This window comes from Bacillus sp. GMa5/1, assembly GCF_050172015.1.
GTDB lineage: Bacteria > Bacillota > Bacilli > Bacillales > Bacillaceae_G > Bacillus_A > Bacillus_A cereus.
Genome location: NZ_JBNLYC010000020.1, coordinates 1 through 18,859, shown reverse-complemented (window position 1 = coordinate 18,859; position 18,859 = coordinate 1). Strand labels below are relative to the sequence as shown.

Genomic DNA, 18,859 nt, shown 5'->3' with positions numbered 1-18,859 from the left:
AAAATAATAAAAAGAAACACGGAATTAACGTGTTTCTTCCCTTTATCATCCCGCATTTGTATATTTTCCATTCTTTAAAGCGGGCGTAATAATATGTTTCAATGAACGATGTAATTTTGTTACGAGTACTGCCGCAATAATTGCTTTTATACAATCCCCTGGTAAAAACACAGCACTCACTTTCATTGTCTCCCATACAGAAACATCCATTAAAAACGCTTGTACAGTAATACCAAATACATAAACTACGAAAATACCACCAATTATATTAATACATAATACTTTTATAATAGAAACTTCACGTAAACGCTCAATTAAATAACCAATAACAAACGCTCCAATGATGTAACCAAGTAAATATCCTGCACTTGGCCCAACAAATACACCAAGGCCACCGCGTCCACCAGCAAGTAATGGTGCTCCAACTCCTACAATAAGTAAGAAAATAAGCTGACTTAATGCACCAAGGCGTGACCCTAACAACCCACCCGCAAGCATAACACCGAGTGATTGCAATGTAATCGGAACTGGTGTAATAGAAAGAGCAATCGGAGGTATTAACCCTAACACTCCCATAATAGAACTAAATAAAGCGACGAAAACTAATTTTTTTGTATGCATATTTTCTTCTCCCGTTTGTAAACTTAAAAGTGGTTTTAGATAACATATCACGAAAATTATATTATCTTTCCACCCTTCTTTTGTCAACTTTTATTTCATTTAAGTTTACAAATAAGAATTCACTTATTTCTCTCTATGCAAATGCTCCAGTTCTTTCCGAAGCGCCTGTTTTAAAAACTTCCCAACAGATGTTTTCGGTATTTCTTCCATAAAGACAATATCGTCTGGCAACCACCACTTCGCAAACTGTGGTTTTAAAAACTCATATATTTCTTCTTTTGTAACCGTACTATTTTTCTTTTGAACGACGCAGGCAATTGGTCGCTCTTGCCACTGAGGGTGAGGAACTGCAACGACAGCCGCTTCAAATATAGCATCATGTGCCATTAAAGCATTTTCAAGATCGACCGAAGAAATCCATTCTCCCCCGCTTTTAATAACATCCTTCGTACGGTCAACAATCTTCACGCAACCTTCCTCATCCACTGTGACAACATCACCAGTATATAACCATCCATCGCGAAAACCTTCAACAGTACGATCATCGTTATAATAGCTTTCAGCGATCCAAGGTGCTCGTAAACATAATTCTCCCATCTCAGTACCATCCCACTTCACTTCACCATTTGTACCGACTACTTTCATCTCGACACCAGGTACAAGATATCCTTGTTTGGAGCGAATTTCTAGTTGCTTTTCATACGATAATTCCGTTTCATAACTTTTTAAACGTGCAAGTGTTACGAGTGGACTCGTTTCAGTCATACCATATGCATGTATGAACGGAACATTATGTTTCTGTTCAAATGCTTTAATAACACTTTTCGGCGCCGCTGCACCTCCGCATAGTATTCTCGTCATACTAGATAAATCGTAACTATTATTTTCTAACTCTTGTAATACGCCGAGCCAAATTGTCGGCACACCCGCAGCTAACGTCACTTTTTCTGATTGAATCATCTCTAATAAAATTTTCGGGGTAAACATCGGTCCAGGAAGAACTTGTTTTGATCCAAACCAAGTAGCCGCAAAAGGAAGTCCCCAAGCGTTCACATGAAACATCGGGACGATTGCCATTGCTGCGTCACTTTCCGATAAAGCAGCTGTATCAGCTAAACCGAGTGCCATACAATGCAATACAGTACTGCGATGCGTATATACAACACCTTTTGGGTTTCCTGTAGTCGCTGACGTATAACACATACCAGCAGGTGTATTTTCATCAATATCTTTTACAAATTGGAAATTGGGATCGCCTTCTTCTAATAGCTTTTCATAATGATATACAGGCTCCAGCATAGTATTTGGAAGTTCATCTTTATCAGTCATAATAATGTAAGCTTGTACAGTTGATAATTGTGATTGAATATTTTCAACGAGCGGTACGAGATCTTCATCTATAAGTAGAATTCGGTCTTCTGCGTGCTGAATAATGTATGAAATATGTTGAGGAGATAAACGAATATTAATCGTGTGCAAAACAGAAGCAATACCTGGAATAGCAAAATACGCTTCTACATGTCGATGATGGTTCCACGCTAACGTTCCTACACGTTCACCTTCTTTAATTCCAAGCTTTTTCAACGCACTGGAAAGTCTTCTCGTCCTTTCCCCTAACTGCTTATACGTTAACGTTGTAACTGTATCATGTGTCCGTGAAACAATTTCTTTCTTCGAAAACAGTTTCTCTGCTCTTTCCATCATAGAACTAATTGTTAGCGGTACATTCATCATCATATTGGTTATATCCCCCTTTAAAGCGTTTTCATTTTTCGTTTATTATAACAGAATTCCGCAAATGGTTACGACATTTTTCTGTTTTTTCTGAATTATTTCTTTGGAAATAATTCAGAAAGATAAAAAACATGTTTTGAATACATTGATTCGAAACATGTTTTTTATCTTTTATAAACTATCTACCTTTTTCTTACTTTCTTTTTCAGTTTAAAAATAAAACGATTACTGTATTCCTTATTTTCTACTAAAATTCGATATATCTCCCATACTCCTAACACACGAACAAAAAGATAAACTCCGATAGCAATAAGTACAACACAGTACGGATAATACTGAACTAATTCCCCTGAAGTGATATGCTTTTTCTCAAACAAAAACGGGATCGCGCCTGCTGCTATAAAACAAAATCCAACGATCATTACCGCAGCATACTTCTTCTTAATAATCACATATCTTTTTGTCAATTCTTTTAGAAAGTTTTGATCAAATAGTAGTTCTTCCTTTTTCAATACATTGTATCGACTCTCTTCTATCGTTACAGGTGCCATCATTGCTCCAATTCCAAGAACAGCAATGATAATGACAAGAAATGTCGACATTGTTGCATTTTCTTTAAATAATAGATACGGTATTGTAGACAAAATAAGCAAACTAAACCCTAACGCTATATATTTTGAAATCTTTTGTCCGTACACTATATACCCTTCTGCCATTTCCTGACTTACGTAATAGCCATCCACATTTTCATTACTTTGCTCTGCAGTTTCTTTTAATAAATAGTCGAGTGATACTTCAAAAGCATTTCCAATCATTATTAACTTTTCAGTCTCAGGAAAACCTTGACCGTTTTCCCATTTACTAACCGCTTGCCTTGTTGTGTTTAATTTTTCAGCTAATGCTTCTTGAGAAAAGCCCTTTTCCTTTCTTAATTTAAAAAGCTTTTCACCAAATCCCATATGTGTGCCCCCCTTTGTTTTCTTACCTAAATTGTATGTAGACATTGCCCTTATCTCTATCTTCCCGGGGTTGCACTTTGTCAACTTACGGTTGCGATTGTGTTATTTAGTGGTTTTATAGACGATTTAGCTATTTTCCTTCTATGATTATGGCGTTAATAAACCAAGACCCCTTAACAACCAATTATAACAATTAAAGGTAATTATTGTTATAAAAAATAAAAAAACTCCTTTATTCATTTAAAGGAGTTTTTTAAATGAAATATTTCATTTATCCATATATCTTTCTCGAGATATACAATATCTTTTCGTGTCACGATACTTACCTTTAATGAACATATCCTTTTGAATCGTGCACTCGTACTCCATATTCAAACGTTTCATTAATTTTTCAGATGCTTCATTTTCTGAATCACATCCCGCTTCAATACTATTAAGATGCAACTCATGAAAACCATAGTAGAAAAAAGCTAATGCAGCCTCCGTAGCTAATCCTCTTCCCCAATATTTTCGAGATAAGGCGTATGCAATTTCTGCTGTATGTGTGACCAAATCATATTTTATAAATCCACACGTGCCTATAAGTTTCTTCTCCTCTTTTAATACAATTCCAAGAGGTGCTACTTGCCCTTCATTATATTGCCCCACAATTTCTTCTACATAGTTATATGTGTCACATAACGATCGATGAGCATCCCATACAGTAAAAGTTGTCATCTCTTTATCTGTAGCATACTCATATATATGTAAACTATCACTCATATTCATTTTCCTTAACATAAGTCGTTTCGTATACAACGTTGGATATGACCATTTCTCAATAATTATAACGGCTTCTGCTTAAACTTTTCATAATGTCGTACTTTTAATAAAAGGATATTCCCGCAATCTGTACAAATATAAGCATCCACCGGTGAAGATGTGAACATCGTTTCCTTTTTCCGTATTTGTGCATATCCGACAAACTCACCTTCTCCTATGTTTTGAGAACCACAATTAGAGCATGTCTGCACGGTTTTTTGTTTCATGAGAGCACCACCTTTAATCTGTTTCCACTCCCTTCGACAGCTCACTTCCATTTCCCTTCCAAAAAACCTCTTATTCTCTCACATTTCAACAGGAATCTCAAAACAAAAATCGTATATGTACTATGAAATATATTTATTAACGGAGGAATTTTATGACTACTGTTATAACACTCGATATAGCAACAGAAATTGAAAATGCAGAAATTGATATGCTCTCTTCTAGATTAGAGAGACTACAAACAATAAGCGGAAACCCCATGCAAGTACAAATGAAAAAATTCGGTAGCGCCACTGCCTTTTCATCAAAAATAATTGCTGGTCCTGCTTTTAATACGGTAAAAGGTATTACAAATGCAGATGCGATTGATGCAATCATTTCTTATTATGAATCACTACAAATCCCTTGTCGTTTTGAAATTACCCCAGCACAAGGTACAACTGAATTATTTCAATACTTATCTCAAAAAGGGTTTTATCAATCTAGCTTCCATACCGCTTTGTATAGTATACCGAGAGAGGGTTCATCACTTCTTCCTTCTAATATTACAATACGAAAACTAAAAGAAAATGAGTTTGATATTTTTGCAGACATTTATGTATGTGGATTTAATATGCCATCCTTTACAAAAGATAGCGTGCGCCAAAATAATGAAATTCTTTACAATGAACCAGGATGGCATTTTTTCATAGCTGAAGTTCAAAATATCCCTGCTGGTATTGGTGTCCTGTATATAAATAAGGGTGTCGCATCATTAGCTGCTTCTGCTACTTTGCCAGAATTTCAGCGTAAAGGCTGTCATACTGCATTAATTCAAAAGCGAATTAAGACAGCTATTGAATCCAATTGTACTTTAATAGTTGGACAAGCAAGGTTCGGTAGCGGCAGTCAAAATAACATGGAACGTGCCCACATGAAAATTGCTTATACAAAATCAATATGGACCGCAAGAGACATATTATAATTTACCTTATTTCTCCTTCCGTTACATTTTTAAACATTTTATGACAATTCCTTTTCTATCCTATTAATCATTTGAATATTCCAACTAGATTTGTTACGCTATTACTAGGTACATCATTCAACTTGCACTATGAAAAGAGAATTCTAATCAAACTACAAGGAGGAGAAATGTATGACTAAGCATGAACACGGTTTAAAAGAAAAAGTAGAAGGTGCCATTGATAAGGTAAAAGGCGAAGTAAAAGAAGCTGTTGGGAAAGTAACTGACAATAAGAAATTACAAGCTGAAGGAAAATGGGATAAGGTGAAAGGCACTGCTAAAGATACAGTTGGTAATGTGAAAGAAAAAGTACATGAATATAAGGAACATAAATAATAAAAAACACGTTGGATGAATTTTCATCTAACGTGTTTTTTATTTTACTTTATATACATAATGAACCAAACGACATATGATATATTTTTATTTCTCTATGCTCTTTGTAAGCGGTTCTTTAAAGGCATTTCTATTCCATACAACAAAAACAATAAGAGAAATAATAAAGAATGCAACAAGACATATACCCAGATAATCAAAATTAACTACTTGTATGAGATTCCAAAACGGGCCCTGTAAATTATAGCTTTCAATAAGCAAAGATAATAGTTGATATCCCCCTATTAAAAAAGCCGTAATAACAGATATTGAGGTAATTAATACATTATATGAATTTCTTATTCGACTATTTTCCATTGCCCACTTATAATTCGTATTCATGAATGTACTATCTAATGTATCCATCAATGACATTCCGGCAGCAAACAAAACGGGGAAAGCAAATATACTTACAAGTGGAATAGATTGACTTGTTGCAGTTACTGTAGAAAGAGCAATTAATCCAATTTCACTCGCTGTATCAAAACCAAGTCCAAATAAAAAACCGATTATATACAATTGCTTCTGACTATCAATAAACGTAAATAAGCGCTGTGTGAAACGATATATAAACCCTAAATTTTCTGGCTGTTTGTCCTCGTGGCTTCTCAACACTTTAATAAGGTACAACAGATTGGTAAGACCAATAATGATAAGGAATGTACTAGAAACGATTGTACCGATAATACCGCCTATAGTTGAAAAGCTCTCCATTCCATGTTTTGCCGTTTTTCCAATTAAAGCAATTAATACAATCATCGCAAATACTACCGTAGAGTGTCCTAATGAGAAGTAAAATCCCACCCCCTGTGAGTTTTTACCTTTTTCAATTAATTTCCGAACAGTATTATCAATTGCGACAATATGATCACTATCAAACGCATGACGCAACCCTAAAGAATATGCAATAATAGCCATTCCGATTATGCTATTACCTTTATATAGCGCCGGTAATAATAATAAAATTCCAAGCACATGAAGAAATATAATAATAACAAAAAATTCGGTTGCCTTTTTCAGTTCACTTTTCCACATAGTTACTAACCCTTTCTACTTTAAATTGAATACTCTTGAAAAAGAAAAGTGCCATAATAAAAACTAAAATCGTTATAATAGTCGCTAAAATAATTACAAAATTATTTAACACGTCGGTATGATTTGTAAGTGTTAACAGAGCTGGTACTGTTGCAGTAATCCAAGATTCAATGAAGCAAACAATACCTACATAAATATGAATCTTCTTTTTCAATCCATCTTGTAGGAAAAATAAAAACCAAAGGAATGCCCAAAAGAACCAAATTATTGTACTTTGCAAACTACCACTCTCATGTAATTGATTCACAATTCCCATAACCGTTGCAATGATAGCAACCCAAAGAGAATAGTAACCTACACCTGAAGAATCAAGTTTTAATATATTCGTAAGACCAACATATAAATAAGTAAAACCAAATAAAAAAATAGTTCCATTAGATAGGATAGTCCACTCATCGGATTGACTTCCTGTAAATAATAAATATAATGGTGTCAAAGTTTGTAATGCCCCTACAAATAAATTAAAGTATCCTACACTTTTGCTATCAATAAGTTTAAAAGCTGCTAGTGAATTCATAAATAGAACTGCACCGACAAACAATAATCCCACATTAGTCATAGTATCCCCTTCTCCTACTTAATATTTTCGATAGGATGTTAATTCTTCATGTAGACAATTCTCTCTAACAAAACGATGACACTGAAAAAATATAGACTCCATATCCTCAGTATTATGACTAAGTATGCGAATGACAAAGCCTTTACATGGTGTAGAAGATATTCCAATTTTCATATTGTTAGTGTTAGAAAGTGATGTTTTCAATGTTGCAATTAAATCATTTGTAATGTTCTCATTAATAACTATGAAAGTACCATAATGGGAATATTGATTTAATATTCCCATTTGATCTAACGACTCTTTGAAAGGGTTTAGCAATAAATGATCGTATACTACAAGTTTATTTTCCATATATATTTTTGTTAACGAATTAAAATATTGGTATGTGAACTTCTCCATATTTGGCGACCAACCAGGCGTAACTGAATCGCATAAAATCAATGTAGAATTATTTTGCATATATATATTTGTTTTTTGCTTATATGCTGCATCCTTGTACATAATTAACGGGTCTGGTAAATACTCCATAACAGCATTCTCACCAATATAAAAATTCAATTCTTGCAAAGCATAACTATTTGGAGTCTTGTAAACTTTCGTTGCTGATTGGCTTGTTATATATGTTTTCGCATCTTTACCAACATTTATATTTATAGAATAGAAATCTCCTTTTAAATAGCCTCCACCAGAATTCATAATATAGTAATATGCTCTACCATACTCATCCAAATATATTGGCTGCGTTACTTTTAAGGCATCTTTATGATAAACCTTAATAGGTACGGTTTTATGTCTCTTTTCCATCATATCAATGTTTAAGACACCTGTAGGGGATTTCATTTTTTCAGTCCTTCTAACATAATGTTCTGTCTCATCCAATTTATTAATTCTTGTAAACCTTCCTCATCCTTCAAATTTGTAAAAAAGTATGGTTTATTATGTCGGTAATTTTTCGTATCCTGCTCCATAACTCCAAGATTAGCTCCTACATAAGGTGCCAAATCCGTTTTATTAATTACAAATACATCAGATTTGATCATTCCTTGTCCACCTTTACGCGGAATCTTTTCTCCCTGTGCCACATCAATAATATAAATTGAAAAATCCACTAGCTCCGGACTAAATGTGGCAGCTAAATTATCACCCCCGCTTTCAATAAAAATAATATCTAAATTATTATGTCTAATCATGAGTTCTTCAATTGCTTCAAAATTCATAGAAGCGTCCTCTCGAATTGCTGTATGCGGGCACCCCCCTGTCTCTACACCAATAATTCTATCTTCTGATAAAACACCTGTTTTCAATAAAATCTTTGCATCTTCTTTCGTATAAATATCGTTTGTAATTGCTGCAATTTCATAATCTGTATTTAGATGTTTTGTTAACTTTTCAACTAACATGGTTTTCCCAGCACCTACGGGGCCACCAATACCAATTTTAATAGGCTTTATCATTTTATTCTTCCTCCCTATGACATGAAGACCCTTACATTTACATCTTCATGTTGCATTTGATTTATTTCGAATTCAGGATCATTCAATCCAAAATCTTCTAATGAAAGTATTTGAATTCTATCAATAGATTCGCAGATTAATTCATGGCATTCTTGTAATAGTTTTTGACCATCTGTTTGTCCAAGAGGAATGGCTCTCACACCGTTTTGAATTATACTTCCAACACTTGAGTATAAGAAAACTAAGAGCGTTTCTTCTATTGTCATTTTCAATTCCGCCCCTAATATTCCGTATACAATACTCGGATGACCTTGTAATTTATTACCCATAATATTTTCTTTATATATATTTAAATTTACAAACGAGAACAATTCACACAATAATTTAGAAGTACTTTTACTAATCATTCTATTTGCTTTTCTACATTCAAAAGGCAATGTTTGTGCTGTTATTAAATCATCTAAAAATGTAATTTGTTCTCCCTCATTATTCTTAATGGCTTCGTAAGTATATTTGCAAATTAAGCCGTCCGTGTATGTTAATTGGACTTTTACATATCGATTAACCCATTTGAAAAACCCGTCTTTATTTGTAACTTGTCCCTCTTGAATAAATGTTTCTAATCCAAAAGAGTGACTAAAACTTCCTGTTGGGAAGTTCGAATCACTAATTTGGAGTAGGTTAAGTAGGTTAAATATGTTTGTGCGAAGCATGCTTGAACGGTTTTGGTAATACTCTATTTTCTTTTTGATAAGGAACACCTTCCTTTTTAAGTAAATCTTCTACTAAGTAGTCGTTCGCCAAAATCATGCACCCTTCATCGAATTGTGCTGGTAAATGTCTATTCCCTAAGTTATGAGCAATAATCCCCATTTCTTTTATTGATTTTGGAGTAATTACAATTACCTCTTCTGGTAATACTTCAATATACACAATTCGATTTTCATCTTCATATAAAATATCACCGTTCTTCAATGTTTCTCCACTATCTAAAGACACCCCAATTTCAAAACCAGATTCTGAATATAATTTCTGAACTCTCTTCAGTAAAAGCTCACTAGAAATTAATATCTTATCAAGATGCTTTTTTGTGTTTGAGAAATCATTCATATTGCATACGTTGTTATTAATTTTTTCAATAATCATTTTATCTCCCCCGTTATATCAAAATAAAAAATATCTTTGAGCCATAGGTAGTACATCTACTGCTTCACACGTGATTACTTGTCCATCAACTTTAACTTCATATGTCTGCGGATCTACTTCAATTTTTGGTGTTGCATTATTTAGCTTCATATCTTGCTTCGAAATCTCTCTCGTATTTTTAACAGGTAATACAACTTTATTTAAACCTAATTTTTCTTTAATATTATTCTCATAAGCTACTTTCGATACAAATGTAATCGAACTTGACTGTACTGCTTTTCCATATGCACCAAACATCTTTTTTTCATAATATGGTTGTGGGGTAGGAATTGAAGCATTCTCGTCTCCCATTAATGCCATCACTACCATTCCGTTTTTCAAAACCATATCTGGCTTAACACCGAAAAATTGTGGATCCCATATTACAAGGTCTGCATACTTTCCTATTTCAATAGAGCCCACGTATTCTGAAATCCCATGTGTAATAGCTGGATTAATTGTATACTTAGCTATATAACGTTGAATTCTATTATTATCGTTATATTCTTTATCTCCCTCTAAACTACCAATCTGCTTTTTCATTTTATCGGCGGTTTGCCAATTGCGAATAATAACCTCTCCAACCCTTCCCATCGCCTGTGAGTCAGAGCTAATCATGCTGAAAACCCCTAAATCTTGCAAAATATCCTCTGCCGCGATTGTTTCTTTTCGAATCCTTGAATCTGCAAACATTACATCTTCTGGAATATTCGCTTTTAAATGATGACATACCATGAGCATATCTAAATGTTCATCCAGCGTATTCACTGTATATGGCAAGGTCGGGTTCGTTGATGATGGTAAAATATTATTCAGCGCAGCAATCTTTATAATATCTGGTGCATGCCCACCTCCAGCTCCTTCAGTGTGGTACGTATGAATAACACGATTATCAATAGCTTTTATCGTTTCTTCCACAAAACCACATTCGTTTAACGTATCCGTATGAATAGCGACTTGAATATCATATTTATCAGCAATCTGTAACGAGTGATTAATTGCTGACGAAGTTGCTCCCCAATCTTCATGGATTTTCAATCCGATAGCCCCTGCAAATATTTGTTCTTCCAGGGCAGGTAAACTTGAACTATTTCCTTTCCCTAAAAATCCAAGATTTATAGGAAAAGCTTCTGCTGCTTCTAGCATTTTTCTTAAATTCCAAGATCCAGGTGTTATTGTAGTTGCCTTAGTCCCTTCTGCCGGTCCTGTTCCCCCACCAATTAAAGTTGTTATACCTGAAGCCAATGCCGTATCAATTTGTTGTGGGGATATGAAATGCACATGTGTATCAATACCTCCAGCTGTAACGATTTTCCGCTCACCAGAAATTACTTCCGTTGATGTTCCAATGATGATATCAATATTATCCATAACTGAAGGATTACCACTCTTACCAATTGCTGAAATCTTCCCATCTTTTATACCAATATCCGCTTTATATACTCCCGTATAATCAATAATAATTGCATTCGTAATAACAACATCCACAACCCCCTGTTCTCTTGTAAGTTGTGAATTTTGTCCCATACCATCCCTAATTGATTTTCCTCCACCAAAGACAGCTTCATCACCATATACAGTGGCATTTCGATCAACATGTGCGAATAATTGTGTATCCGCTAAACGAATAGAATCTCCTGTAGTTGGACCATATAAATCAGCATATTGTTTACGTGACATCTTAAAACTCATGCTATCTCCCTCTTTTTGTGTAAGATTGAATATCGCCATCCACTTTATTTTTAAATCCATATACTTCTTGTTCCCCTGAATATGGAACTAGTTCAATCGTTTTTTCATCTCCAGGCTCAAATCTTACCGCTGTACCTGCTGGAATATTTAAATGTTGTCCAATTGCTACACTGCGATTGAATTTTAACGCCTCATTCACTTCATAAAAGTGGTAATGAGATCCAATTTGAATGGGTCTATCTCCCTGATTTATCACTTTGACTTTCATTGCTTTTTTATTTCCATTACATACTATGTCTTCTTTCGCAAGGATATATTGCCCTGGAATCATAACATTCACTTCCTTTAATGAATTGGCTGATGAATAGTTACTAATTTTGTTCCATCAGGAAAAGTTGCCTCAACTTGAATATCTGATATCATGTCTGCAATACCATCCATAACATCTTCAGCACTTAAAATGGTTTTTCCAAGTTCCATTAATTCCGCTACATTTTTACCATCTCTTGCTCCTTCCAAAATTTCATACGTAATAATAGCGATACTTTCTGGATAGTTTAACTTAAGCCCCCTCTCCTTTCGTCGATAAGCTAAATCAGCCGCAACAACTACTAGCAGTTTATCAATTTCTCTTGGCGTTAATCTCATTACAATCTTCCTTTCTGAAGTATTTTAAAACTAAGAATATTCTAAAAATAAAAGGTGTATTTTCAATGTCTTTTCCGTGTTTTCCCTATGTTTTTTTGCTATCAATCAAATAAAAAAAGAGCCCATCGGCTCTTTTTTTATTTTCCTTCATTCTTCTCTAACACGTATAAATCTTCTTCGATATTCGTTAATTTCTCACTTACAAGCTTTCTTGCATCTCCAATTGCTTGATTGTATGCAAATGGTCCAACTAATTTAACCATTTCTTCTATTAAACGCTCTGCTTGGAAACGTCCAATTTCATCTAAATCTTCTTCAACGAAAAATTGCTGAATTTGCGCTACAAGTTCTTCTTTTTTATCATTTGGTATTTTTATATTCATCATCGTTGTTACTCCTCTATATTTAAGATAATATCTTCCTTAACTCTACCATAGAAAAACGATTACCAGGACAGCTTTTTGTAACTCCTTCTAACTCCCTATGACCTAGTATATTTTCTTTCTTTATAGCAAATTGCTTCATAAACATTTTGCATAAAGAATATAATGCATTCACTTGTGCAGGAGTTGGATCGTATTTATCGAAATTTCCCGTCATACATATTCCAATTGTATGGCGGTTATGGTCTTTCGCGTGCGCTCCAATATGTAAACCTCGCCCTTCCACTACAGTTCCGTCCTTTTCGATAAAATAGTTGTAACCAATCCCGCTCCACCCTCTTACAGTTTGATGAAATTCATGCGTTTTATACACGTCCCATCCATCTTCAGCTGTATGGTGGATAATCAGTTGATTTACTTTTTCTAAAGGAACTAATTCATCTTGAAATGTTAGATTGACATATTTAATTTCCATTTGAACTGCCTCCTCTTAAAAATCAATCATAATAATCGTTTTATCATCTGGCCTTATTCTCTTTTCCGCTTCTAGCTCTTCAATGATTGCTACATATTCGTTTATACTATTCTTTCTTATATATGCAACAGTTTGTTCTAATGACCAATCTGGGTGAAATAACCCGTCTGAACAAATAAAAATTCCACTCACTTCATCTGTATGTAATTCACCATGTTGTAAATAATGTATCGCTTCTTTCATTCCATTTGCAACTGAGTAACCATTTGGCATATTTGCAAGATAACGATTGTACTTTAATTGTTCTCGAACATCTTGAAAAACAGGTTCTTCCGGCACAGATAAACCTTTCTTACGATCTTCTTCCCTCTTCCTTTTTGCTCGTTTACTAATTCCTTCAACTGTGTCTTTCGTTAATACTTGCATCGTTCCATTTTGAAAAGTTGCGACAATCATACAGTCCCCAAGCTGCGCATATTCAATTTTCTCACCAACTATTTGAACTGCCGCGATACATGTGCACCACAAATGCTCTTTTTTTCTCGTGTCTACTTCATATTCTAACATTTTGCTTTGTAATGCTTCATTTGCTTTGGCAACTGCAAATTGTAAACTATGATTCTCTCGTAATGCAGTAAAATAATTTGCAAATAAATGCGAAGCGATGTATGCTCCATTATGTCCATTTTCATCGCGAAACGGGACAAGTGGTGTTGCACCGTCACATACACCATAAATCTTTTTATCTTTATTACAAAAATAAGAATCCTCACATTCTTGCTTCAACGGGCTTTTCTGTTGATATGTTTTTATCTTCACAACTGTATCCCCTTTCAAATGATAAAATACTCAAATTCTTTCGATTAATCTAATTTACCAAAATAAACTGTTTTTACCCAAAACTTTCAATATCATATATAATCTTGAAATAATATGAATTTTTCAGTGAAGGACGGGAAAGAAATGGTCAGATTCCTTGGTGTTATTATCGGTTCTATTATTATTGCGGTTGCCTTTAATCTTTTCCTTATCCCCCACAAAATTTTAAGTAGTGGAATTGGCGGAATTGCTATTATTTTAGGGATTGTAACCCCTGTAAACACAGGTATTATTAACTTTGTATTAAACTTACCTATCCTTATTTTAGGGTACATAGGCCTTGGAAAAAAAGTAATTTTTAACACAGTTGTCTCTGTAGTTGTATTATCTGTTGCATTATACTACGTTCCAGTAAAAGTCGTAGCAACAGATCCATTGTTATCTTCTATCTTCGGAGGTGTCATCGCCGGAGCTGGTATTGGTCTTGTTTTTAACTGTAATGGATCCACTGGTGGATTTGATATTATCGGTATGCTTTTATCCCGCAAGCGAGACATTAAACTTGGCGGATTCCTTATTATTTTAAATGCAGTCGTTGTAATAATCGCAGGATTCTTCTTCACCTGGGATGTTGCACTTACAAGCTTACTTTCAATTTATGTAACTGGTAAAGTAATTGATGCTGTTCATACAAAACATCGTAAAGTTACACTTATGATTGTAACAAATGAAGCAGAAAAAATGAAAAAACAGCTTCTTTCAACTGTTGTACGTGGAATAACGTTACTTGATGGCGAAGGCGCTTATTCAAGCGAGAAAAAGCGTGTACTTATGACGGTCGTTTCTCGTGAAGAATTAGCAAGTATGAAACTTACAATTTCTGAAATTGACCCGAATGCATTCGTTAATATTACAGAAACTGTAGAAGTGTTAGGACTTTTCAGAAGAAGTTAAAGACTAGGTGGGAATACACCTAGTCTTTATTTTGCATAAATTCAATTCTGTTTCCAAACGGGTCTGATACGTAAAATCGAATTACATCTGGCCGTGCATAATCATCAATCACTTTTACACCTTGCTCTATAAGTGTTTGCTTAAATTCATTAATTTCATTCACATAAAAAGCTGGATGAGCCTTTTTAGCTGGTGTAAAGTTCCGCTCGACACCAATATGGATTTCTTGATTTCCACATTTAAACCAACATCCACCTCGTTTTTTCAACTCTTCTGGCTTTGGAATTTCTACCATACCAATTTTATTCCCATAAAAATCACGCGCCTCTTCTTCACACTCTACAGGTGCAGCTACTTGCACGTGATCAATCCCTTGAATATAATTTTTCATTTTCTCTCCCCCTCCTCTACCCTAATGTTATACGGAAAACAGCCGTCTGTAACTTACAAAAGGGTTATAAAACAATATAAGCTCCCCTTATTACCATCCTGCATTCACTTTGCAAAAAAATAAAAAAACAAAATTTATTCTATAACTTCCATTTTTTATAGAAATACACATCACATCTATATTATAGTTATGAATAGACAAATCTTTTTAGATGCTATTTGTACGGAGGAACTATTATGAGTCGTAAAAAATATTCACCAACTCAAAAAAAACGTCATCCGAACATTTCTAGACGTTTGCGAAACCATATACAAGATCGTTCATTAACAGAAATGTACGCATCTCTGTTCGAACATAATCCTGATAGTATTATTTCATTAAACTTAGAAGGAGTTATTCTACATATAAATCCTTCTGCCGAAAGAATATTAGGTTACACTTCTTTAGAATTAGAACAGAAAAATATTACCTCTATTTTAGGAGCCCATATTTCTGAGCAAGTATTACAAAATATAAAGAATACTGAAGCGGATAATCAACAAGAGTATATCTTATCTATTTATCATAAAAATGGATTCTTATTAGATGTTGTGACAAAACTAGTTCCTATTTTTGTTCAAAATCGTCTTACTGGTGTATACGCTATTATGAAGCCACTTGAAAAATCAGAAAGAATTGAGAATATGCTAAAAGAAAGTGAGAAGAGATTACGTACATTAGTAAACTCCATGCCTGCGTTTGTTATATTTAAAGATCATGAAGGGCGCTGGCTTGAGGCAAATGACTACGCACTTTCTTGCTTCAACTTCCATCATGTACCTTACCACGGGAAAAAAGATAGCGAACTCATTCAATATAATGAAGCATACCGAGAAGCTTTTTTACATTGTGAAGAAGTCGATGAACTAGCATGGCAAAAAAGACAAATTCTTCATGGCGAGGAATTTATTATACATAGAGATGATTTCGATTTAATCTTAAGTATATCAAAAGTTCCGCTTTATCATCCTGATGGTTCTCGCAAAGGTCTTATCGTGATGGGGAGAGATGTTACTGAGCTAAAAGAAACTGAAAAGTTACTACGAAAATCTGAGAAGCTCGCAGTAGTCGGACAACTGACAGCTGGAATTGCCCATGAAATTCGGAATCCACTCACTTCCCTAAAGGGTTTTCTAACATTGCTCCTCCCTGAAATAAATGAGGAGCAAAAATGGTATATCGATGTTATGTTAAGTGAAATTTCACAAATGGAATCCATCACGAGTCAATTTATGGCGATGTCTAAGCCACAAGTATTATCTATCCAAACTTGTAGCATACAAACTTTAATTGAAGAGGTAGTTACATTTATTTTACCGACTGCAATTATGCATAGCGTTCATATCATCATGGATCATTTTGATTACGTATATGATATTCAATGTGACGGTAACCAATTAAAACAAGTTTTTATAAACATATTAAAAAATGCGATAGAAGCGATGCCAAATGGCGGAAATATTTTCATCCAAACAAAACCATTAGAGGATAATTTCATCTTAATACGAATTATCGATGAAGGTTGTGGCATTCCAGAAGATCGTATCTCCCGTCTAGGCGAACCTTTTTATAGTTTAAAAGAAAAAGGCACAGGACTAGGATTAATGATGTGTTACAAAATAATTGAAGAACATCATGGTAAATTACACATTTCAAGCGAATTAAATAAAGGTACAATTGTTGATATTGAGCTACCACTTTCTTCATCTCATCTTGCAATCCAGTCTTAAATAAAAAAGAAGCATCTGCTAATCGTTAGCAGATGCTTCTTTTTTAAAATACTTTGTCATACCACTCTTTTGCTTTTTCTACTTCACCCATCGTTAATTGATGCCCTCGATTTTCCCAATGCATTGTTACATTCGCGTTTGCATTTTCTAATAGTATCTTCAATTCCTCTGACTCTGCTGATGAACAAATTGGATCATTTGTCCCAGCAGCAATAAACACAAATTTACCTGCTAAATTTGCTAATTGCATTCCTCTTCTTGGTACCATTGGGTGATGAAGTACAGCACCTTTCAATGCATTTTCGTAATGGAATAATAAGCTTGCTGCGATATTTGCCCCATTCGAATAACCGATAGCTACAATGTTATTTCTATCGAATTTATATTCTTTAGCCGCTTCATCTAAAAATTCATTTAATTCCTTCGTACGGAAAATTAAATCCTCTTCATCAAAAATGCCCTCTGCTAATCGGCGGAAGAAACGCGGCATCCCATTCTCTAACACATTTCCCCTAACGCTTAATACCGACGCTTCCGGATCAACTATTTCTGCAAGTGGTAGTAAATCTAATTCATTACCACCTGTACCATGAAGTAATAACAATACTGGTTTTGACGTATCTTTTCCTTTTTGAAAAACATGTTTCATCATAATCCTGTTCCCCCTTCAATCACTTTAATCTAAATTTCTCACTTCAAATGGTAAAAGCGTTTGTTCAATCTGTTTTCTATGTTGTTCATATTGTTCCGGTAACTTTAATTCCTCACCCATCGTCTCTAACGATTCATCATGAGCGAAACCAGGAGGATCTGTTGCAATTTCAAATAAGATTTCACCATGTTCTCTAAAATAAATCGCGTTAAAATAATTTCGATCTTGTACAGGAGTTACGTGATATCCAAAACGCGACACATGCTCTTTCCAGTCTAGCTGATCAGCATCGTCACTCGCTCTCCAGGCAATATGATGAACTGTGCCAACGCCCATTTGGCCACGACCGATTGTTGATAATTTCAAATCAATAATATTTCCAATGTCAGCAGAAGAACGGAATCGAACAAATTCACCCTCTTCTCCAATTTTCTCAAGACCCATAATATGTTCTAATAATTCAGCTGTTTTTTGAGGCTGTGTAGATAAAAGAACAGCACCTCCAAACCCTTTAATTGCTACTTCTGGTGTAACTTCTCCAAAACTCCAATTATTTAATTCGCCTTTTTCTCTTTCAACTAATTCTATATGCAAACCATGCGGATCATCAAATTCTAAATACTGCTCTCCAAAACGAGTCATTTTTGTATACGAAACATCGAATTTTTCTAATCTATTTTCCCAAAACTCCATTGCACCTTTTGGTACAACGTAAGACGTAATTCCTACTTGACCATCTCCAATAATACCTTGACGAGCACCTGCCCATGGGAAAAACGTAATAATTGTTCCAGGCTTTCCTCCTTCATTTCCAAAATAAAGATGGTACGTACCTGGATCATCAAAATTCACTGTTTGTTTCACTAAACGTAACCCCAATACACCAGCATAAAAGTCTACATTTTCTTGTGGATGCCCTACAATCGCTGTAATATGATGGATTCCCATTGTTTTCTTTTCCATTTCTTCCACTCCTTTTTTATTTCATTATAAAAATTCTTTTACATTTAAATTCATTATTCATTTTGTCCATGCTACAAAGTAAAATCCGTCATTATAATTTTA

Annotated in this window: 24 protein-coding genes; 4 read left to right on the top strand and 20 right to left on the bottom strand. The window is 34.4% G+C overall.

Annotation, left to right across the window (positions count from 1 at the left end):
• Positions 1 to 45 precede the first annotated feature (45 nt).
• From ACQGSG_RS07725 to ACQGSG_RS07705, 5 genes are all read right to left on the bottom strand, one after another.
• Entirely contained in the window at positions 46 to 621 is a 576-nt protein-coding gene (locus ACQGSG_RS07725) for a biotin transporter BioY (protein WP_098877465.1), read from the bottom strand.
• A 123-nt stretch (positions 622 to 744) separates the two neighbouring features.
• Positions 745 to 2,358, bottom strand: a complete 1,614-nt coding sequence (locus ACQGSG_RS07720) for a long-chain fatty acid--CoA ligase (RefSeq protein WP_061655810.1) — start codon at positions 2,356 to 2,358, stop codon at positions 745 to 747.
• Between the two features lie 179 nt (positions 2,359 to 2,537).
• Positions 2,538 to 3,314 (bottom strand): helix-turn-helix transcriptional regulator, encoded by a 777-nt coding sequence (locus ACQGSG_RS07715; protein ID WP_325842484.1) that lies wholly within the window; start codon positions 3,312 to 3,314, stop codon positions 2,538 to 2,540.
• A 267-nt stretch (positions 3,315 to 3,581) separates the two neighbouring features.
• Entirely contained in the window at positions 3,582 to 4,142 is a 561-nt protein-coding gene (locus ACQGSG_RS07710) for a GNAT family N-acetyltransferase (RefSeq protein WP_000582844.1), read from the bottom strand.
• Positions 4,139 to 4,342 (bottom strand): hypothetical protein, encoded by a 204-nt coding sequence (locus tag ACQGSG_RS07705; protein WP_000810948.1) that lies wholly within the window; start codon positions 4,340 to 4,342, stop codon positions 4,139 to 4,141. The genes ACQGSG_RS07710 and ACQGSG_RS07705 overlap by 4 nt, the downstream gene beginning before the upstream one ends.
• A gap of 152 nt (positions 4,343 to 4,494) precedes the next feature.
• On the opposite strand from ACQGSG_RS07705, the gene ACQGSG_RS07700 reads away from it, so the two are divergent.
• On the top strand, positions 4,495 to 5,304 hold the full coding sequence (locus ACQGSG_RS07700) for a GNAT family N-acetyltransferase (RefSeq protein ID WP_061655812.1): 810 nt from the start codon (positions 4,495 to 4,497) through the stop codon (positions 5,302 to 5,304).
• Positions 5,305 to 5,475: 171 nt separating this feature from the next.
• Positions 5,476 to 5,679: a CsbD family protein gene (locus tag ACQGSG_RS07695; RefSeq protein ID WP_000160423.1), complete on the top strand. Its 204-nt coding sequence runs from the start codon at positions 5,476 to 5,478 to the stop codon at positions 5,677 to 5,679.
• An 87-nt stretch (positions 5,680 to 5,766) separates the two neighbouring features.
• Here the strand turns inward: ACQGSG_RS07695 and ACQGSG_RS07690 are convergent, their stop codons facing one another.
• The 12 genes from ACQGSG_RS07690 to ACQGSG_RS07635 all read right to left on the bottom strand — a co-directional run bounded on the left by ACQGSG_RS07690 (position 5,767) and on the right by ACQGSG_RS07635 (position 14,046).
• A complete protein-coding gene (locus ACQGSG_RS07690; RefSeq protein WP_098877467.1) occupies positions 5,767 to 6,753 on the bottom strand; it encodes a HoxN/HupN/NixA family nickel/cobalt transporter in 987 nt (328 codons plus the stop codon).
• The gene (locus ACQGSG_RS07685) at positions 6,740 to 7,372 is read right to left on the bottom strand and encodes an AmiS/UreI family transporter (protein ID WP_000185993.1); all 633 of its coding nucleotides are present in this window, start codon (positions 7,370 to 7,372) and stop codon (positions 6,740 to 6,742) included. The genes ACQGSG_RS07690 and ACQGSG_RS07685 overlap by 14 nt, the downstream gene beginning before the upstream one ends.
• Positions 7,373 to 7,390: 18 nt before the next feature.
• Complete coding sequence (locus tag ACQGSG_RS07680) at positions 7,391 to 8,212, bottom strand: urease accessory protein UreD (protein ID WP_098877468.1); 822 nt, start codon at positions 8,210 to 8,212, stop codon at positions 7,391 to 7,393.
• Positions 8,209 to 8,826: an urease accessory protein UreG gene (gene ureG / locus ACQGSG_RS07675; RefSeq protein ID WP_000594928.1), complete on the bottom strand. Its 618-nt coding sequence runs from the start codon at positions 8,824 to 8,826 to the stop codon at positions 8,209 to 8,211. Before ureG ends, ACQGSG_RS07680 begins: the two co-directional genes overlap by 4 nt.
• A gap of 14 nt (positions 8,827 to 8,840) precedes the next feature.
• Positions 8,841 to 9,539 (bottom strand): urease accessory protein UreF, encoded by a 699-nt coding sequence (locus ACQGSG_RS07670; RefSeq protein WP_000946573.1) that lies wholly within the window; start codon positions 9,537 to 9,539, stop codon positions 8,841 to 8,843.
• On the bottom strand, positions 9,517 to 9,972 hold the full coding sequence (locus ACQGSG_RS07665; RefSeq protein ID WP_000582805.1) for an urease accessory protein UreE: 456 nt from the start codon (positions 9,970 to 9,972) through the stop codon (positions 9,517 to 9,519). The genes ACQGSG_RS07670 and ACQGSG_RS07665 overlap by 23 nt, the downstream gene beginning before the upstream one ends.
• An 18-nt stretch (positions 9,973 to 9,990) precedes the next feature.
• Complete coding sequence (gene ureC, locus ACQGSG_RS07660; RefSeq protein WP_098877469.1) at positions 9,991 to 11,703, bottom strand: urease subunit alpha; 1,713 nt, start codon at positions 11,701 to 11,703, stop codon at positions 9,991 to 9,993.
• Between the two features lies 1 nt (position 11,704).
• Entirely contained in the window at positions 11,705 to 12,034 is a 330-nt protein-coding gene (locus ACQGSG_RS07655) for an urease subunit beta (protein WP_000612160.1), read from the bottom strand.
• A 14-nt stretch (positions 12,035 to 12,048) separates the two neighbouring features.
• Positions 12,049 to 12,351, bottom strand: coding sequence for an urease subunit gamma (locus ACQGSG_RS07650; protein WP_001241328.1), 303 nt, complete (start codon positions 12,349 to 12,351; stop codon positions 12,049 to 12,051).
• A gap of 137 nt (positions 12,352 to 12,488) precedes the next feature.
• Positions 12,489 to 12,737 carry a DUF2164 domain-containing protein gene (locus ACQGSG_RS07645; RefSeq protein WP_000981075.1) on the bottom strand — a complete coding sequence of 83 codons (249 nt, stop codon included), beginning with the start codon at positions 12,735 to 12,737 and terminating at the stop codon, positions 12,489 to 12,491.
• A 19-nt stretch (positions 12,738 to 12,756) separates the two neighbouring features.
• A complete protein-coding gene (locus tag ACQGSG_RS07640; RefSeq protein WP_000404192.1) occupies positions 12,757 to 13,209 on the bottom strand; it encodes a peptidoglycan recognition protein family protein in 453 nt (150 codons plus the stop codon).
• A gap of 15 nt (positions 13,210 to 13,224) precedes the next feature.
• A complete protein-coding gene (locus ACQGSG_RS07635; RefSeq protein WP_002062026.1) occupies positions 13,225 to 14,046 on the bottom strand; it encodes a protein phosphatase 2C domain-containing protein in 822 nt (273 codons plus the stop codon).
• Between the two features lie 126 nt (positions 14,047 to 14,172).
• Here ACQGSG_RS07635 and ACQGSG_RS07630 point away from each other — a divergent pair, with 126 nt between their 5' ends.
• On the top strand, positions 14,173 to 14,982 hold the full coding sequence (locus tag ACQGSG_RS07630; protein ID WP_000251344.1) for a YitT family protein: 810 nt from the start codon (positions 14,173 to 14,175) through the stop codon (positions 14,980 to 14,982).
• Between the two features lie 19 nt (positions 14,983 to 15,001).
• On the opposite strand, the gene ACQGSG_RS07625 is transcribed toward ACQGSG_RS07630, so the two are convergent.
• A complete protein-coding gene (locus ACQGSG_RS07625; protein ID WP_000800767.1) occupies positions 15,002 to 15,373 on the bottom strand; it encodes a VOC family protein in 372 nt (123 codons plus the stop codon).
• A gap of 236 nt (positions 15,374 to 15,609) precedes the next feature.
• Between ACQGSG_RS07625 and ACQGSG_RS07620 the strand changes: the two genes are divergently transcribed.
• A complete protein-coding gene (locus tag ACQGSG_RS07620; RefSeq protein WP_325842485.1) occupies positions 15,610 to 17,142 on the top strand; it encodes a BA3702 family sensor histidine kinase in 1,533 nt (510 codons plus the stop codon).
• A 43-nt stretch (positions 17,143 to 17,185) separates the two neighbouring features.
• Here ACQGSG_RS07620 and ACQGSG_RS07615 read toward each other — a convergent pair whose 3' ends face one another.
• Both ACQGSG_RS07615 and ACQGSG_RS07610 read right to left on the bottom strand, forming a co-directional pair.
• Entirely contained in the window at positions 17,186 to 17,794 is a 609-nt protein-coding gene (locus ACQGSG_RS07615; protein WP_000975483.1) for an alpha/beta hydrolase, read from the bottom strand.
• A 24-nt stretch (positions 17,795 to 17,818) separates the two neighbouring features.
• Positions 17,819 to 18,757: a ring-cleaving dioxygenase gene (locus ACQGSG_RS07610; RefSeq protein WP_000412731.1), complete on the bottom strand. Its 939-nt coding sequence runs from the start codon at positions 18,755 to 18,757 to the stop codon at positions 17,819 to 17,821.
• Positions 18,758 to 18,859: the final 102 nt, after the last annotated feature.

What these genes read in the sequence shown, in the direction of transcription:
- ACQGSG_RS07725 (WP_098877465.1), bottom strand. Translation starts at nt 621, where the DNA reads ATGCATACAAAAAAATTAGTTTTCGTCGCTTTATTTAGTTCTATTATG.
- ACQGSG_RS07720 (WP_061655810.1), bottom strand. Translation starts at nt 2,358, where the DNA reads ATGATGATGAATGTACCGCTAACAATTAGTTCTATGATGGAAAGAGCA.
- ACQGSG_RS07715 (WP_325842484.1), bottom strand. Translation starts at nt 3,314, where the DNA reads ATGGGATTTGGTGAAAAGCTTTTTAAATTAAGAAAGGAAAAGGGCTTT.
- ACQGSG_RS07705 (WP_000810948.1), bottom strand. Translation starts at nt 4,342, where the DNA reads ATGAAACAAAAAACCGTGCAGACATGCTCTAATTGTGGTTCTCAAAAC.
- ACQGSG_RS07700 (WP_061655812.1), top strand. Translation starts at nt 4,495, where the DNA reads ATGACTACTGTTATAACACTCGATATAGCAACAGAAATTGAAAATGCA.
- ACQGSG_RS07695 (WP_000160423.1), top strand. Translation starts at nt 5,476, where the DNA reads ATGACTAAGCATGAACACGGTTTAAAAGAAAAAGTAGAAGGTGCCATT.
- ACQGSG_RS07690 (WP_098877467.1), bottom strand. Translation starts at nt 6,753, where the DNA reads ATGTGGAAAAGTGAACTGAAAAAGGCAACCGAATTTTTTGTTATTATT.
- ACQGSG_RS07685 (WP_000185993.1), bottom strand. Translation starts at nt 7,372, where the DNA reads ATGACTAATGTGGGATTATTGTTTGTCGGTGCAGTTCTATTTATGAAT.
- ACQGSG_RS07680 (WP_098877468.1), bottom strand. Translation starts at nt 8,212, where the DNA reads ATGAAATCCCCTACAGGTGTCTTAAACATTGATATGATGGAAAAGAGA.
- ureG (WP_000594928.1), bottom strand. Translation starts at nt 8,826, where the DNA reads ATGATAAAGCCTATTAAAATTGGTATTGGTGGCCCCGTAGGTGCTGGG.
- ACQGSG_RS07670 (WP_000946573.1), bottom strand. Translation starts at nt 9,539, where the DNA reads ATGCTTCGCACAAACATATTTAACCTACTTAACCTACTCCAAATTAGT.
- ACQGSG_RS07665 (WP_000582805.1), bottom strand. Translation starts at nt 9,972, where the DNA reads ATGATTATTGAAAAAATTAATAACAACGTATGCAATATGAATGATTTC.
- ureC (WP_098877469.1), bottom strand. Translation starts at nt 11,703, where the DNA reads ATGAGTTTTAAGATGTCACGTAAACAATATGCTGATTTATATGGTCCA.
- ACQGSG_RS07655 (WP_000612160.1), bottom strand. Translation starts at nt 12,034, where the DNA reads ATGATTCCAGGGCAATATATCCTTGCGAAAGAAGACATAGTATGTAAT.
- ACQGSG_RS07650 (WP_001241328.1), bottom strand. Translation starts at nt 12,351, where the DNA reads ATGAGATTAACGCCAAGAGAAATTGATAAACTGCTAGTAGTTGTTGCG.
- ACQGSG_RS07645 (WP_000981075.1), bottom strand. Translation starts at nt 12,737, where the DNA reads ATGATGAATATAAAAATACCAAATGATAAAAAAGAAGAACTTGTAGCG.
- ACQGSG_RS07640 (WP_000404192.1), bottom strand. Translation starts at nt 13,209, where the DNA reads ATGGAAATTAAATATGTCAATCTAACATTTCAAGATGAATTAGTTCCT.
- ACQGSG_RS07630 (WP_000251344.1), top strand. Translation starts at nt 14,173, where the DNA reads ATGGTCAGATTCCTTGGTGTTATTATCGGTTCTATTATTATTGCGGTT.
- ACQGSG_RS07625 (WP_000800767.1), bottom strand. Translation starts at nt 15,373, where the DNA reads ATGAAAAATTATATTCAAGGGATTGATCACGTGCAAGTAGCTGCACCT.
- ACQGSG_RS07620 (WP_325842485.1), top strand. Translation starts at nt 15,610, where the DNA reads ATGAGTCGTAAAAAATATTCACCAACTCAAAAAAAACGTCATCCGAAC.
- ACQGSG_RS07615 (WP_000975483.1), bottom strand. Translation starts at nt 17,794, where the DNA reads ATGATGAAACATGTTTTTCAAAAAGGAAAAGATACGTCAAAACCAGTA.
- ACQGSG_RS07610 (WP_000412731.1), bottom strand. Translation starts at nt 18,757, where the DNA reads ATGGAAAAGAAAACAATGGGAATCCATCATATTACAGCGATTGTAGGG.